At 65.0% G+C, this 14342-nt stretch carries 16 protein-coding genes and 3 tRNA genes (1 of these 19 cut by a window edge); 14 read left to right on the top strand and 5 right to left on the bottom strand.

Annotated elements, in window-relative coordinates:
* The 3 genes from ABQZ00_RS14945 to ABQZ00_RS14935 form a co-directional block, all read left to right on the top strand.
* A tRNA-Asp gene (locus ABQZ00_RS14945) sits at positions 1-62 on the top strand; it begins 115 nt to the left of the window's first position.
* A 92-nt stretch (positions 63-154) separates the two neighbouring features.
* A tRNA-Asp gene (locus ABQZ00_RS14940) sits at positions 155-231 on the top strand.
* A gap of 290 nt (positions 232-521) precedes the next feature.
* Complete coding sequence (locus ABQZ00_RS14935; RefSeq protein ID WP_323537932.1) at positions 522-2492, top strand: peptidyl-prolyl cis-trans isomerase; 1971 nt, start codon at positions 522-524, stop codon at positions 2490-2492.
* 652 nt (positions 2493-3144) lie between these two features.
* Here the strand turns inward: ABQZ00_RS14935 and ABQZ00_RS14930 are convergent.
* Both ABQZ00_RS14930 and gloB read right to left on the bottom strand, forming a co-directional pair.
* The gene (locus ABQZ00_RS14930) at positions 3145-4332 is read right to left on the bottom strand and encodes a lytic transglycosylase domain-containing protein (protein ID WP_323537933.1); all 1188 of its coding nucleotides are present in this window, start codon (positions 4330-4332) and stop codon (positions 3145-3147) included.
* Positions 4329-5096 carry a hydroxyacylglutathione hydrolase gene (gloB, locus tag ABQZ00_RS14925; protein WP_323537934.1) on the bottom strand — a complete coding sequence of 256 codons (768 nt, stop codon included), beginning with the start codon at positions 5094-5096 and terminating at the stop codon, positions 4329-4331. Before gloB ends, ABQZ00_RS14930 begins: the two co-directional genes overlap by 4 nt.
* Positions 5097-5108: 12 nt before the next feature.
* Here gloB and ABQZ00_RS14920 point away from each other — a divergent pair, with 12 nt between their 5' ends.
* From ABQZ00_RS14920 to dnaQ, 3 genes are read left to right on the top strand one after another with little or no spacing between them, the layout of a single operon-like run.
* The gene (locus ABQZ00_RS14920) at positions 5109-5765 is read left to right on the top strand and encodes a hypothetical protein (protein ID WP_311239708.1); all 657 of its coding nucleotides are present in this window, start codon (positions 5109-5111) and stop codon (positions 5763-5765) included.
* A gap of 28 nt (positions 5766-5793) precedes the next feature.
* Entirely contained in the window at positions 5794-6249 is a 456-nt protein-coding gene (gene rnhA, locus ABQZ00_RS14915; protein WP_055845957.1) for a ribonuclease HI, read from the top strand.
* Positions 6250-6257: 8 nt separating this feature from the next.
* Entirely contained in the window at positions 6258-6992 is a 735-nt protein-coding gene (dnaQ, locus tag ABQZ00_RS14910; protein WP_115527234.1) for a DNA polymerase III subunit epsilon, read from the top strand.
* Between the two features lie 136 nt (positions 6993-7128).
* On the opposite strand, the gene ABQZ00_RS14905 is transcribed toward dnaQ, so the two are convergent.
* Positions 7129-7833: a PP2C family protein-serine/threonine phosphatase gene (locus ABQZ00_RS14905; protein ID WP_055845953.1), complete on the bottom strand. Its 705-nt coding sequence runs from the start codon at positions 7831-7833 to the stop codon at positions 7129-7131.
* A 196-nt stretch (positions 7834-8029) separates the two neighbouring features.
* On the opposite strand from ABQZ00_RS14905, the gene ABQZ00_RS14900 reads away from it, so the two are divergent.
* Positions 8030-8120: transfer RNA gene (locus ABQZ00_RS14900), tRNA-Ser, on the top strand.
* A 256-nt stretch (positions 8121-8376) separates the two neighbouring features.
* Positions 8377-8781 (top strand): DUF6165 family protein, encoded by a 405-nt coding sequence (locus ABQZ00_RS14895; protein ID WP_055845950.1) that lies wholly within the window; start codon positions 8377-8379, stop codon positions 8779-8781.
* Positions 8782-8991: 210 nt separating this feature from the next.
* Here ABQZ00_RS14895 and ABQZ00_RS14890 read toward each other — a convergent pair whose 3' ends face one another.
* Positions 8992-10041 (bottom strand): glycosyltransferase family 9 protein, encoded by a 1050-nt coding sequence (locus ABQZ00_RS14890; protein ID WP_323537935.1) that lies wholly within the window; start codon positions 10039-10041, stop codon positions 8992-8994.
* Between the two features lie 20 nt (positions 10042-10061).
* On the opposite strand from ABQZ00_RS14890, the gene ABQZ00_RS14885 reads away from it, so the two are divergent.
* From ABQZ00_RS14885 to moaA, 3 genes are read left to right on the top strand one after another with little or no spacing between them, the layout of a single operon-like run.
* Complete coding sequence (locus ABQZ00_RS14885) at positions 10062-10811, top strand: 3-deoxy-D-manno-octulosonic acid kinase (RefSeq protein WP_323537936.1); 750 nt, start codon at positions 10062-10064, stop codon at positions 10809-10811.
* Entirely contained in the window at positions 10811-11560 is a 750-nt protein-coding gene (locus ABQZ00_RS14880; RefSeq protein WP_115558931.1) for an MBL fold metallo-hydrolase, read from the top strand. The genes ABQZ00_RS14885 and ABQZ00_RS14880 overlap by 1 nt, the downstream gene beginning before the upstream one ends.
* Positions 11560-12594: a GTP 3',8-cyclase MoaA gene (moaA, locus tag ABQZ00_RS14875; RefSeq protein ID WP_323537937.1), complete on the top strand. Its 1035-nt coding sequence runs from the start codon at positions 11560-11562 to the stop codon at positions 12592-12594. The genes ABQZ00_RS14880 and moaA overlap by 1 nt, the downstream gene beginning before the upstream one ends.
* A 131-nt stretch (positions 12595-12725) precedes the next feature.
* Here the strand turns inward: moaA and ABQZ00_RS14870 are convergent, their stop codons facing one another.
* Entirely contained in the window at positions 12726-12875 is a 150-nt protein-coding gene (locus tag ABQZ00_RS14870; RefSeq protein WP_323515367.1) for a hypothetical protein, read from the bottom strand.
* Between the two features lie 116 nt (positions 12876-12991).
* On the opposite strand from ABQZ00_RS14870, the gene moaC reads away from it, so the two are divergent.
* From moaC to ABQZ00_RS14855, 3 genes are read left to right on the top strand one after another with little or no spacing between them, the layout of a single operon-like run.
* Positions 12992-13489: a cyclic pyranopterin monophosphate synthase MoaC gene (gene moaC / locus ABQZ00_RS14865; RefSeq protein ID WP_115527239.1), complete on the top strand. Its 498-nt coding sequence runs from the start codon at positions 12992-12994 to the stop codon at positions 13487-13489.
* On the top strand, positions 13486-13731 hold the full coding sequence (locus tag ABQZ00_RS14860) for a MoaD/ThiS family protein (protein ID WP_323515365.1): 246 nt from the start codon (positions 13486-13488) through the stop codon (positions 13729-13731). Before moaC ends, ABQZ00_RS14860 begins: the two co-directional genes overlap by 4 nt.
* Entirely contained in the window at positions 13728-14171 is a 444-nt protein-coding gene (locus ABQZ00_RS14855) for a molybdenum cofactor biosynthesis protein MoaE (RefSeq protein ID WP_311239703.1), read from the top strand. The genes ABQZ00_RS14860 and ABQZ00_RS14855 overlap by 4 nt, the downstream gene beginning before the upstream one ends.
* Positions 14172-14342: the final 171 nt, after the last annotated feature.

Here is a 14342-nt window from a genome sequence, read left to right as displayed (position 1 = left end):
CTGGTTAGAATGCTGGCCTGTCACGCCGGAGGTCGCGGGTTCGAGTCCCGTCCGCTCCGCCAGTTACACCGAAGCCCCTGAGCGATTGGGGGCTTCGTTTTCTCCACAGCATTTGCAATGCGAATGCCGTGGGGTAGATGTCCAAGTTTAAAGCGGAGCGGTAGTTCAGCTGGTTAGAATGCTGGCCTGTCACGCCGGAGGTCGCGGGTTCGAGTCCCGTCCGCTCCGCCAGTTACACCGAAGCCCTCGGCCTTGTGCCGGGGGCTTTTTTTTGGAGCGTTTGAACCTTGTCCCATGACGCGATGGCGCATGGGTCTGCGGTGAATGGAGCGCAGGCTGTGCGCGGCGGTAACCTCAATGCTCTGACTCCATGGCGCCTGTGAGGTACGGCGATCTTCACGTCTCTTCCATTCACGACTGCACTTTTCTGCATCTTGACCCGCACCTGACGGGCGTCGGGCTGGGTGCATGGCGTTAAGCGGGTTACACTGCCCGGCTCGCCCACAGGCCGTGATTTGCCAATGCTGCAGAAACTTCGCGACAAGACGTCAGGCTGGATCGCTACCGCCATCCTGGGGTTGCTGATGATTCCGTTCCTGTTCGTCATCGACAACAGCTACCTGGGCGGCATTGGCGCCAACAATGTGGCCAAGGTGCAGGCGCCGCCGACGTGGTGGAAATCTGCGCCGACCTGGTGGCCGATCTCGCTTCTGTGGCAGCACCACGAAATCAGCACGCAGGATTTCCGCGCGCGCTTCGAACAGGCGCGCATGCAGGAGCGCCAGCGTCAGGGCGAGAACTTCGACCCGCGCACCTTCGAATCCCGCGAAAACAAGCTGCAGGTGCTCGACCAGCTGGTGGACGAGCAAGTGATTCGCCTGGGTGCCGAAGATGCCGGTATCGTGATCGGCGATGCCACGGTGCGCGATTACATCACCAATATTCAGGCGTTCCAGGTCGATGGCAAGTTCAGCCCTGACCAGTACCGCGCCGCACTCGCACAAGGCACACCGCCGCGCACCCCAGCGCAGTTCGATGCGCTGGTACGCGACAGCTTGCAGCAGTCGGTGATCCCGCAGGCCGTCGCCGAATCGGGTTTTGCAACCAAGGCCGAGTTCGAGCGCCTGCTCAAGCTGATGGGCGAAACGCGCGACGTGGAGTTGGCGATGTTGCCGGCGCCGGCCGCCGATACCGCGCCGGTCAGCGATGCGCAGATCAAGCAGTGGTATGACGCGCATACGCAGGATTTCCGTCAGCCGGAGACCGTGAGCATCGAATACGTCGAGCTCAATGCCGCCACGATGCCGCCGGCCACGGCAGCTGACGAGGCGACGTTGCGTAAGCGCTATGAAGAAGAGAAGGCGCGCTTTGTCGAGCCGGATCAACGGTTGGCGTCGCACATCCTGATCAGCGCCGGTAGCGATGCTGCTGCGCAAAAGGCTGCCGAAGCCAAGGCGGCCAAGCTCGCGACGGAGGCCAAGCAGCCGGGCGCCGATTTCGCTGCGCTGGCCAAGGCCAATTCGCAGGATCCGGGCTCCAAGGATGCCGGTGGCGATCTGGGTTGGGTCGAGAAGGGCACCATGGTCAAGCCGTTCGAAGACGCGCTGTTTTCGATGAAGGCCGGCGATGTGGTCGGGCCGATCAAGACCGAGTTCGGCTATCACGTGATCCAGCTGCGTGAGGTCAAGGGCGGGCAGGGCAAGTCGTTCGAGCAGGTGCGTGACCAGCTTGCTGCCGAGCAGCTCAAGGCCGATGCCGACAAGTCGTATGCCGATATCAGCGGCAAGTTGGTGGATCAGGTCTACAAGAATCCGACTGCGCTGGAGCCGGCGGCCAAGCAGGTCGGTGTGCCGCTGCAGACCCTCGGCCCGTTCTCGCGCACCAATGCCAGCGGTATTGCGGCCAATCCGGCGGTGCTGCGTTCGGCGTTCTCCGAAACGTTGGTGCAGGACGGCACGGTCAGCGATCCGATCACCATCGCTCCGAACCACAGCGTGATGTTGCGCGTGACCAACCACACCGCCGAGCAGGCGTTGCCGTTGGACAAGGTACGCGACAAGGTGATCGCCGCAGTACATGCCGACCGTACCGAGAAGGCGGCTGCTGCTGCTGCCGATGCGCTGCTGGCACGCGTGCAGAAGGGTGAAACCCTGCAGGCGCTGGCGGCGAGCGAGAAGCTGCAGGTGCAGCCTATCCCGGGCCTGCCGCGCACTGCGCCGATTCCGACGCCGGCCGCAAATCGGGCAATCTTCAGTGCGCCGCGTCCGACCGAGGGCAAGCCGTCGGTGGGTAAGGTTGAACTGGATGGCGGCCGCTTTGCGGTGTTCGTGATCAGCAAGGCCACGCCGGGCGACCTGAAGCAGATGCCGGCCGAGCAGCAGACGATGCTGCGCGAGCAGCTGAGCCAGATCGACGGCAACAACGCCGCGCAGTCCTACGTCAAGGAGATGCGCAAGCGTTACAAGATTCAGATCGAAGAAACACAGCTGTAACGGCGTGTTGTCGACGGATGAAAAGAGCGAGCCCGGGCGACCGGGCTTTTTCTTTGGGCGCTGTTTACGGTGTGCAGCGGTGTGGCGTTCGTGTTGTGCCACCGATGCGACGTGGGACGTAGTCAAGGCTCACGCAATGTGCGATTGGGTATGCACTGCGCGGTAAGGGCGGCTAATAAAAGCCACCGCGTAGCTGCCAGACGGGCACGGCCTTTATGCGGTGTGGCGTGTCCTGTTCCTAGGCTCAGGTTCCGAGTGCGCCGTCCACGCCCACCTGATGATTACGCGCCACGTTCTCTTAGCCGCTCTTAGCGGTAAGGCGATGCGTTGCTTTCGTCGTGGACATGCGGCTTGGATGTTGGCCGCGAAGATGCGGCCAGCGCTGCTCCAGCCGCTCTTGGACCATGCGGGCGCCTCGTTCTCAAGTTCGGGCAGCTGAAATCAGTGCAGGAAGCTGAAGTCCGATAACTCGTTCACCGATGCACTACGTTGCTGTGTCGACCAGCGCGCTATCCAGGCCCACGCAATGCCATGCAATGCAGAAGCAGCGGTCAAAGCGCTCTCGAAGCCTGGATGTGTTCTTAAGCGACGGCTATCGAGACAGCGAAGCTCGTGATGACCAGCCGCTGGCGCGGCTGATCAAGCGGCTTGCTCAGGGCGTGTCGTTGAACGACAGCACCATGCCCGGCTTCAACACGGCCTGCTTGTCCAGGCCGTTGCTGGCGAGCAGGGTGGCGACCGTGATGCCGTAGCGCCGTGCGATGGCCCATGCAGACTCGCCGTTGCGTACGGTGTGAGTGGTGCGGGCGGGCGAAGAGCGGGATGCCTTGGTAGGTGTGATGGTGGCCACCGCTGTTGAACGGCCAGCCGTGTCGGCGTCCATGTTCACGGAGGTGAGCGCGACCACTGCACCGCTGGAACCAGGTTGCGCTGCCGCGACAGGGGCCAACACATGTACACCCTTGGGTGCCGCACGGGCGCTTGCCACTGCAGGATTCAGGCGCGCCAACAGCTGCGGCTCGATCGCACGTTGCCCGGCCCACGTATTGAGGCTGGTACCGGCCGGAAGTGCATGTTCGGTCAATATCGGCACTGGACGATCCAGCGAGGTCAGCAGCGTGCCCTGTTGTTGTGCGTGATCTAGCACGCAGGCCAGCGCATGCAGCTTTTCGACATAGTCGTAAGTGACCTTGGACATGCCCGGCAACTCCGACGGACGCGCGTTCTGCGCGTTCATGCCGGCACTGCGCATTGCCTGCAGGACGCGGTACTCGCCGGCGTTGTAGGCCATCAGCGCCAGGCGCCAGTCGCCGCCGAACATGCCGTACAGCGTTTTGAGATAACGCACCGCTGCGGTGGTGGAATCCACTGCCGACAGGCGGCCGTCGTACTGCGCGCCGACCGGCACATGGTGGTTGCGCGCGGTGGTGGCGATGAACTGCCAGAGGCCAGCCGGGCCGCTGCCGTTACGCGCGCCAGGGCGATAGCCGCTCTCGACAAACGGAATCAGTGCGAACTCTGTGGGCATGTCGGCGGCACGCAGTTCGTCGACCACATACCCGAACAGCGGCAGGACATCCTGCGCGTCATCGGCCAGGCGGGCCGGGGCGCGCGAAAAATGCTGTTCCCAGCGGGTGTCGCTATGCTCGCTGTCGCAGCCCGGGTCGGCGCGGCCTTCCAGGAACGACGAAAAGATCTCCCGCCCGTTGCGCATGCTGGGCGCGTTGGACGCGACAGCGGTGCTGTCGACGGATGTGAGGCGGCTTGCGTCGTTGGACGAAGCGGCTGCCGGTGCGATGGCTGCGCAGGCGGCCAACACTGCCAGAACCAGGCGCCTCATGCGCGAAATTCGTCTTTCCAGCGCCGAAGTTCGGCGAAAACATCTACTTCAGAGGAAAGTGCGCCGGCTGCGCGCGGTGCGACTGCGGCGCGAATTTCGGAACGGCTGGTACGTAAGAACGGATTGGTGGCCAGTTCACTCTTGAGCGAAATCGGCAGGGTAGGACGGGCTGCTTGACGCATGGCCTGGGCTTCCTGTTGACGGCGCTGCAAGGCAGCGTTGGTGGGATCGACGTGCAGCGCAAAGGCCGCGTTGGCCAGGGTGTATTCGTGGCCGCAACACACAAGCGTTTCGCCGGGCAGAGAGGCCAGGCGCTGCAACGAGTCGAACATCTCAGGAGCGGTACCTTCGAACATCCGCCCACAGCCTAGGCTGAACAGGGTATCACCACTAAACAGGTGGCGGTCTGTCACAAAGGCGATGTGGCTGCGGGTGTGGCCGGGCACCTCCAGCACATCGAAGCGGGTGTCCAGCAGCCGCACACGCTCACCTTGGCCGACGCGGCGAGCGTCTGCGGGGATGCGCTCGTCGTCCGGGCCGAACAGTTCGAGCTCGGGCCAACGCTGCTGCAGCGCTGCCACGCCGCCGATGTGGTCGGCATGATGGTGGGTGAGCAGCACCGCGCTGGGCGTCCAGCCTTCGCGCGCGGCGGCGGCGATCACCGGCTCGGCCTGGCCCGGGTCGACAATGACGGCACGGCCCTCTGCGGCGACCAGCGCCCAGATGTAGTTATCGTCGAATGCGGGCAGGGCGGTCAGTCGCATAGAATTGGGACCATGCCTGCCGCCCCATTCTCCCGTCAAGCTGGCGTCTCATCCTGGTTTGATACGGATGCGGGGCGCAGCCTGCTCCAGTCCGAGCGCCGCCTGGCGTTGGAGGCGCTGCAGACGCGGCCATCCCAGCCCTGGTTGTGGGTGGCGCCGACCAAGGAGTTGCCGCCACGCGAGTTGCTCGATGGCCGCGGGCTGCGCCTGTTTCGCAGTGCCGGACGCTTTGCCGGCGATGCCCGGTGCGCAATGCCGTTTCCGTTGCCCACCGAAAGCCTGCAGGCCATCGTGGTGCAGCATGCGGTGGTTGGCGGTGCGGCGGAGTTTCTGGCCGAATGCGAGCGGCTGTTGATGCCGGGCGGGCGGCTGTGGTTGTTCACGCTCAATCCGCTGAGCCCGTACCGGTTTCATTGGGCGCGCCGCGGCCCGGTGGCATTGCGCCCGGATCGCTGGCGATCGCTGGCGCAGCAGGCCGGCTTGCAGTGCGTGGAAACCGAGCGCTACCTCGGGCCGATCTGGCGGACCGGGCGCGGTTCCTCCGATCCTGGCCGTGCCCCATGGCGCGCGGTGTATTTACTCGAAGTGGAAAAACGCGCCTCCGCACCGATTGCGCCGACACCGATTGCGCGGCCAACACGCTGGCCGCAACCGGTGGCTACGATCTGACCTTAGTACGCGACAACTCTGGAAGCTGATGAAATCAATTGAAGTGCATACCGATGGCTCGTGCCTCGGCAATCCGGGGCCGGGCGGTTGGGCGGCCCTGCTGCGTTACAACGGCCGCGAAAAGGAATTGGCCGGTGGTGAAACGCTGTCCACCAACAACCGCATGGAATTGATGGCCGCGATCATGGCGCTGGAAACGCTCACCGAGCCGTGCCAGATCGTGCTGCATACCGATTCGCAGTACGTGCGCCAGGGCATCACCGAGTGGATGTCCGGCTGGGTGCGACGCGGCTGGAAAACCGCTGGCGGCGATCCGGTCAAGAATCGCGAACTGTGGGAGCGGCTGCACGCGGCCACCCAGCGCCACACCATCGATTGGCGCTGGGTGAAAGGCCACAATGGCGACCCGGACAACGAGCGCGTCGACGTGCTTGCCCGTCATCAGGCCACCATCGCCCAGCGCGGCGGCGCTGCAACTGCGTAAGAGGATTCATGCGTCAGATCATTCTCGATACAGAAACCACCGGCCTGGAATGGCGCAAGGGCAACCGCGTTGTCGAAATCGGTGCAGTAGAGCTGCTGGAACGGCGCCCGAGCGGCCACAATTTTCATCGCTATCTGAAGCCGGATTGCGATTTCGAGCCGGGTGCGCAGGAAGTCACCGGGCTGACCCTGGAATTTCTGGCCGACAAACCGTTATTCGGCGATGTGGTGGAGGAATTCCTCGCCTATATCGACGGCGCGGAATTGATCATCCATAACGCTGCGTTCGATCTGGGTTTTCTGGATAACGAGTTATCGCTGCTGGGCAATGGCTACGGCCGCATCATCGACCGCGCCACCGTGGTCGATACCTTGATGATGGCGCGCGAGCGTTACCCGGGGCAGCGCAATTCGCTCGATGCCCTGTGCAAACGCTTGGGCGTGGACAATGCGCATCGCCAGTTGCACGGGGCCTTGCTCGATGCGCAGATCCTGGCTGATGTGTATATCGCGCTGACGTCGGGTCAGGAAGAGATCGGCTTTGCCAGCGCCGATGCCGGCCAGAACAGCAATGAGGGCAGCGGCATGATCGCGTTCGACCCCGCATTGCTGCTGCCGCGCCCGCGCGTGGTGGTGACTGCGTCGGAATCGCAGGCCCACGAGGCGCGGTTGGCGCAGTTGCGAAAGAAGGCCGGCCGCGCGCTGTGGGATGCGCCGGTCGAAGAGAGTGCAGTCGCCGGCTAGGTCGGCGGTGGCGGCGCTGCCGCCCGTTGCTTGCGGTACATGCCATCGACGGCATGTGCCGCGCTTGGTCAGGGCGCCAGCAGGTCTGCGGTGGACTCGAAGGCTGACGTCCGACATCGACGCTGCGCAGCCTTGCTCAGTAGCTGCGCACCAGGATCGCGGTGATGTTATCCGAGCCGCCGCCATCCAGTGCCGCGGCGACCAGGCATTCCACGCATTCTTGTGCGCTGCAATCGGCCTGCGACAGGGTCGCCGCAATCGTCGCATCGTCCACTTCTTCGGTCAGCCCGTCGCTGCACAGCAACAGCTGCATGCCGGATTTGAGCTCGCCCTGCATGGTGGCGACGTTGAGGTGCGCCGGGTCGGTGACGCCCAGTGCCTGGGTGACCACGTTGCGATGCGGATGCGCGCGCGCCTGCTCGCTGGTGAGCGTGCCTTGGGCGATGAGTTCCTGCACGTAACTATGGTCCTGGCTCAGTTGCGCCAGCCGCCCGTCGCGCCACAGATACGCACGGCTGTCGCCGACCCAGGCCACTTCGAAACGCTGGCCCAGCACGCGTGCCGCGACCACGGTGGTGCCCATCGGCAAGGTGTCGTTGCAGCGGCGCGAGGTCTTGATGATCTCTTCGTCGGCGATGCGCACCGCCTGCGCGAGCGGGGTGCCGGCGCGGACTTCGCGCACGATGGTTTCGCGTGCCAGCGCGCTGGCCACCTCGCCGCAGGCGTGCCCTCCCATGCCGTCGGCCACCAGCCACAGCCCCAGTTCGCTATCGCCGTAATAGGTGTCCTCGTTGAGGTCACGGCGCAGGCCGACGTGGGTGAGGTGTCCGAATTCGAGCATGGGGCCGGGTCGCCAGGGAGAAGATGCATGCCCATCATCGCGGCCCGACCGGCCGGCAGCAACACGGCGATCGCGCCGGTCGCAGTGCCGGTTCACGCCGAGCCGGCGGCCGGGCCGCCCGGCGCTGGTCCAGGCCGCTTGTGGCCTGGCGCGTGTGCCCGTATGATGCACGGCCCCAGGACACTGGGGACCATCTGGAGAGGTGGCAGAGCGGTTGAATGTACCTGACTCGAAATCAGGCAGGCGTTTATAGCGCCTCGGGGGTTCGAATCCCCCCCTCTCCGCCAGATTGAGGCGACAAGGTGTGCCAGTGCCGCGTGAGTTTTGCCGGCGTCATTGGGGGGTGAGAAGCCCCGGGTTCGACAGGCAGCAGCGCTGTCTGCACGGCGAAGCCGCCCGCAGGGCGAAGGCACGTAGTGCCGAGTGAATCTTCCCTCTCCGCCAGATTCGCATCAGCCCCCGCAAGGGGGCTTTTGTTTATGTGTCGCAGCCGGTTGTCGTTGCGATGACTACAATCCGTTCGATCCCCGTTGGAGGCTTGTCATGTCCGAGATCCTGGTGCCCGTGTCCTTTGGTGAGCTGCTCGACAAGATCGCGATCCTGCAGATCAAGTCCGAGCGCATGCGCGATGCGGCCAAGCTGGCCAATGTGCGTAACGAGTTGTCTGCGCTGGAAACCAGCTGGATGGCGCATCCGGCTGCCGGTCACGACATCGTGCGGCTGCGCGCCGAGCTCAAGGCCGTCAACGAGCGGCTGTGGGTGATCGAAGACGACATCCGGCTCAAGGAGCAGGCGCAAACCTTCGACGACAGCTTCGTGCAGCTGGCGCGCAGCGTCTACATCGAAAACGACGAGCGCGCGCGGATCAAGAAGGACATCAACCTGGCGCTGGGGTCTTCGTACGTGGAAGAGAAGTCCTACCAGGACTATCGCGCGACTGGCGCCTGAGCGGAGTGATGGGCCGAGTGCGCCGGTACCAGTCGGCGCACTGATGCGAGGGCCGTCTTTCATCGCGATAGACGGCTTGAGCAATGCAGACTGCATCGGCCTGAAGGTTTGCTGCCAAGTGACTCAGTCCTTGCGCGGACGAAGAACGGCGCGACGCGTCATTCGCCAGACGGATCCGGCCATCACTTGGACAGATCCGGTCGCCGGCCCTTAGCGGAGATGATTCGCCCGATAGAGCTCGAACGCAGCAATCGCGTCGTCGACGGTAATCAGCGACATCACATCGTCGAACTCGATCTTGGTGCCCCAGCTGAGCTGATCGGCCGGCTTGTGCAGAAACTTGCGCGCCGCCGCGTCGTAACGGTCCACGCAATAGCGCACGTCCGAATACGGGCCGCTGCGTCGTGGATTGCTGGCCGCATGCAATCCCAGCACCTTGCTGCCCATCGCGTTGGCGATATGCATTGGTCCCGAATCCGGAGTGACCACGAGGTTGGCGCGGGCGAGCAGCGCAGGCAGCTGCTTGAGGGTGTCCTTGCCGACCAGATCCAGCACCGGGGCATGCGTATTCGCCACGATGGCATCGGCGGTGCTGCGTTCCAGTTCGCTACGGCCGCCGCACAGCACCACGCGCCAGCCCTGGGCCGCCGCATGGTCGGCAAGCGCGGCGTGGCGGTCGGGATACCAGTTGCGCCGCACATGACTGGAGCACGGGGAAATCATCAGCACCGGGCGGCCATCGTCGTCCCATTGCGCGCGCGCCCAGGCGTGCGCAGCGTCGGGTACCGGCAGGTCCCAGCGCACCTGGGTCTGGCGCAGGCCCAGCGGCTCGGCGAAGCTGCCGATGGCGTCGAGCACGTGGATGCCGGGGCGGTCGGCAATGCGTTCGTTGACGAACAGGCCGTGCAGATCCTTGGAGCGGCTGCGGTCGTAGCCGATGCGGCGGCGCGCCGGCACGAATGCCGACAGCACATTGGCGCGCAACGCCACCTGCATCTGCAACAAGGCGTCAAAGCGTCCCAGCGGAGCCAGCGCCTGGCGTAGCGCGCGCATGCCCGCTACGCCGCTGCGTTTGTCGTAGGCATGGAAGTGCACGCCGGGCAGGCCGTCGAGTAGCTTCAGGCCGGCCTTGTCGATGATCCAGTGCAGCTGCGTCTGCGGAAAACCCGCCTGCAGCGTGCGCACCAGCGGCACCACATGGGTTACGTCGCCCAGGGCGGACAAGCGCAGCAAACACAGCGATGCAGGCGTTACAGCCATGGTGTTGTTAGACTCGATAGATGGTTTCTTTCGACGCCACCGAAGCGCTGACGCCGTACCGCGAGGGCCGCGGCTATGGCGCCATTCTGTTCGACCGCGAACGGCTGCGGCAAGCCGACGCCGAGCTGTTTTCGCCGCAACACTGGGGCGACAGGGCGCGGCCGGTCGACGAGGGTGGGCGCGGCGGTGCCTGGTTTGTGGATGCGCCGTTCGGCCGCAGTGTGTTGCGGCAGTATCTGCGCGGCGGCATGGCCGCGCGCGTCAGTCGCGACCGGTATCTGTGGAAAGGCGCGGGGCGCACACGCAGTTTTGCCGAGTTCCGGCTGATGCGCGAACTGATCACACGCAAGTTGCCAGTGCCACGCCCCCTGGCGGCCTGCTATCTGCGCGAAGGCCTGGGCTATCGCGCGGCACTGTTGATGGAGCGGCTGGAAGAGGTGCGCTCGCTGGCCGATCACGCGCAGGTGGCCGGGCGTGGCGCGCCGTGGGAAGCGACCGGGCAATTGATTGCGCGTTTCCATCGCGCCGGCCTGGATCACGCCGATCTCAACGCGCACAACATCCTGTTCGATGCCGGCGGGCATGGTTGGCTGATCGATTTCGACCGTGGCGTGCTGCGCATTCCTGCCACGCGCTGGCGCGAGCGCAATCTCAAGCGGCTGCATCGGTCGCTGCTGAAGCTGCGCGGCAATCGCAGCCGCGAAGAGGTCGACAAGGATTACGAGCGGCTGCATCGCGCTTACGAGCTGGCCTGGGGCCGGGGCTACTGATGCAGTGGGCGTTGCGCGTGCAGGGGGTCGGCAATGCGTCGGCGGTGGCGCTTGGTTCGCCGATGGCCACGCTCGAGCGTGCTGGCGCGCCGTGGCTGACCATCGATTGCGGCAGCGAGGGGTTGACCGCCTATCAAGCGCATTACGGCCACCTGCCGCAGGCCATTTTCATCACCCATGTGCATCTGGACCATGTTGGCGGGCTGGAGCGGGTCTTCGTCGACAGCTACTTCTCCGAGCGACGCGGGCGCACGCGCCTGTATGTGCCGGCGCCGGTAGTGCCGCTGCTGCAGCGGCGCATCGCCGACTACCCGAACGTGCTGGCCGAGGGTGGGGCGAACTTCTGGGATGCGTTTCAGCTGGTGCCGGTCGGCGATGCCTTCTGGCACGACGGGGTGCGGCTGGAGGTGTTCCCGGTGCGCCACCACTGGCCGGAGACGGCCTACGGGCTGCGTCTGAAAGGGGCGCTGGTATGGACCGGCGACACCCGGCCGATCCCGGAAATGCTGAAGCGTTATGCGGACGACAACGAGCTTATCGCGCATGACTGCGGTGTTCACGGCAACCCGTCGCATACTGGCGTGGATGATCTGGAGCGGGAATACCCGCAGGACCTGTTGAGCCGCATGCTGCTGTACCACTACGCCAGCGACGCCGACGGCGACGTGCTGCGTGCACGCGGCCATCGGGTCGCCGTGCCCGGGCAACACCTGACGCTGGCGGACCCGACCGCCGAAACGGTGCGCTGATGGGCGCCTTGTTGCTGCCGACCCTGACCGGTGCCCCGATGCAGGACCGCTACGGTCGCCCGCTGCGCGATCTGCGCCTGTCGGTGATCGAAGCCTGCAATTTCCGCTGCGGTTATTGCATGCCGGCCGACCGCGTTCCCGACGATTACGGCTTCGATGCGCAACAGCGTTTGAGCTTCGATCAGCTGGAAACGTTGGTGCGGGCGTTCGTGTCGGTGGGCGTCACCAAGGTGCGCCTGACCGGTGGCGAGCCGTTGCTACGTCGCGATTTACCGACCTTGGTTGCGCGACTCACCGCCATCGACGGCATCGAGGATCTGGCGCTGACCACCAATGGCGCCTTGCTCGCGCGCCAGGCCAACGCGCTGCGCCAGGCCGGGTTGCGCCGTATCACGGTGAGCATGGACGCGCTCGAGCCGGCGCTGTTCAAGCGCATGAGCGGCGACCGTGGCGACATCGCGCAGGTACTGGCCGGCATTGCCGCCGCCGAACAGGCCGGCTTCAAACGGTTGAAGATCAATTGCGTGGTGCAGCGTGGCGTCAACGAAGATCAGGTGCTGCCGCTGGTGGAGCACTTCCGCGGCACCGGGCATGTGTTGCGCTTCATCGAATTCATGGACGTGGGCAGTTGCAACGGCTGGACGCCGGATGCGGTGGTGAGCTCTGCGCAGTTGCACGCGCGCATTCACGCACGCTGGCCGCTGATGGCACTGGACGCCAATTACACCGGCGAAGTCGCGCAACGTCATGCGTTTGTCGACGGCGCGGGCGAGGTGGGTTTCGTCAGTTCGGTCAGCGTCCCGTTTTGCGGCGACTGCCAGCGCGCGCGCGTGTCGGCCGATGGTCATCTGTACACCTGCCTGTTCGCCAGCCAGGGCCACGATCTGAAGCCGGCGTTGGCCGACGGCGAGCAAGGGTTGGCGACACACTTGCGTCAACGCTGGAGCATGCGTGGCGACCGCTACAGTGAAGTGCGTGCATCATCGGAACCGCGTCGCGGCAAGCCGGTCGAGATGTTTTTGATCGGCGGATGAGTGAGCGCACGCTTCTGCGGCAGGTGCGTGCTGGAGCCGCGCTTGCTCGATCCACGGGTGCGGGACGACACGCAGGCGCTGGAAGCACGGCTCGATTCTGAATTCCGGAAGTCCGCCGCGTCCGCGCGCCACTACATGCGGCGCGACGTCATCGCCGCGCCGCATGTAGTGGCGCTGTTGGCGGTTGCCACGCCGATGCCTTCGCGTGCGTTCTGCAAGCGCCGGATCTCGCGCAGCTGCGGTGCCCCACGGTCGATGGCAGCGGTGGGCTCGAACGGCATGCGTTGCGCAGCTCGTTATGGCACAGGGGCTCGGATGATCACGGCGGCTGTTTCATCAAGGCGCCCCATTCACCGACAATGCCGCATCCTGATTGCCTATCACCGTGTCGTTTCCCATGCCTGCAAAATCCCGTTCCACGCGCCTGACCCACCTGGATGATGCCGGGCTCCCCACCATGGTGGATGTCTCGGACAAGGCGGTCACCGCACGCAGCGCCACAGCGACCAGCCGGGTACGGTTTCCGGCGTCCGTCGCCGCGCAGTTGCGCGCCAACGGCCTGCGCAGCGCCAAGGGCGGCATCGTCGAGACGGCGGTGATCGCCGGCACCATGGCCGTCAAACGCACGCACGAGCTGATTCCGTTCTGCCATCCCTTGCCGATCGATGGCTGTCGTTTCGAGATCGACTGGGCAGGCGAGCAGGTGTTGGAGATTCACTGCACCGTGCGCTGTGTGCATCGCACCGGAGTGGAGATGGAAGCGCTGACCGGCGCCAGCGTGGCGGCGCTGACGGTCTATGACATGTGCAAGGCGTTATCGCACGGCATGACGATCGGGCCGACCAAATTGGTGTCCAAGCGCGGCGGCAAGCGCGATATCGGAGTGGCGCAATGACGGCAACGGTGACGGTATTGTATTTCGCCAGTCTGCGCGAAGCGGCCGGGATCGCCGACGAGCGTGTGCAATCCAGCGCGCCGGATCTGCGTGGCCTGTATGCCGAACTCGATGCGCAGCACGGCCTGCGCTGGACGCCTGCGCAGTTGCGCGTTGCCGTCGACGGCGCCTTCGCGCGCTGGGACGATGCGCTGCGCGATGGCAGCGAAGTGGTGTTCATTCCGCCAGTGTCGGGAGGTTGAGCGTGAGCGATGACATCGTGTCCATCTTTGCGCTTTCCGATCTGCCATTGCCGGTGGAGCAGTTGCGTTCCGGCGCCGCGCATCCGCATGCCGGTGCATTTGCCAGTTTCGAAGGCTGGGTGCGCAATCACAACGAAGGCCGTGGCGTTGCCGGGTTGCGCTACGAAGCCTACGCCGCGCTGGCGCAGGCCGAAGGTCAGCGCGTGCTCGATGAAGCGACGCGCCAGTTCCCCATCGTGCATGCGCACTGCGTGCATCGGGTCGGCGAGCTGCAGATCGGCGACATGGCGGTCTGGGTGGGCGTCAGTGCGGCGCACCGAGGCGCCGCGTTCGACGCATGCCGCTACATCATCGACGAGGTCAAGGCGCGCGTGCCGATCTGGAAGCACGAGCATTACCTGGAAGGTGACGCGGGCTGGTTGCATCCTGAGTCGCAGTGAGGTCCTCAGCCGCGTGTGCGCGGTGGCGTGATGCCCTGCTGGGGCTGCCGGTTTGGCGGGCGCCATCGTGTTCGATCATGCCGCTCCAAAAGTTAGCTGGTGTGGCCTAAGAAGCTGCCGCAGCTACGCTGAAGCGCGCACGGCAATGGTCCGCGCGCTGAGGCATGCAGG

The sequence above is a fragment of the Xanthomonas sp. WHRI 10204 genome, from assembly GCF_040202875.1.
Taxonomy (GTDB): domain Bacteria; phylum Pseudomonadota; class Gammaproteobacteria; order Xanthomonadales; family Xanthomonadaceae; genus Xanthomonas.
The sequence above is the reverse complement of the archived record's forward strand: the minus strand, read 5'-3'. Positions and strand labels throughout refer to the sequence as shown.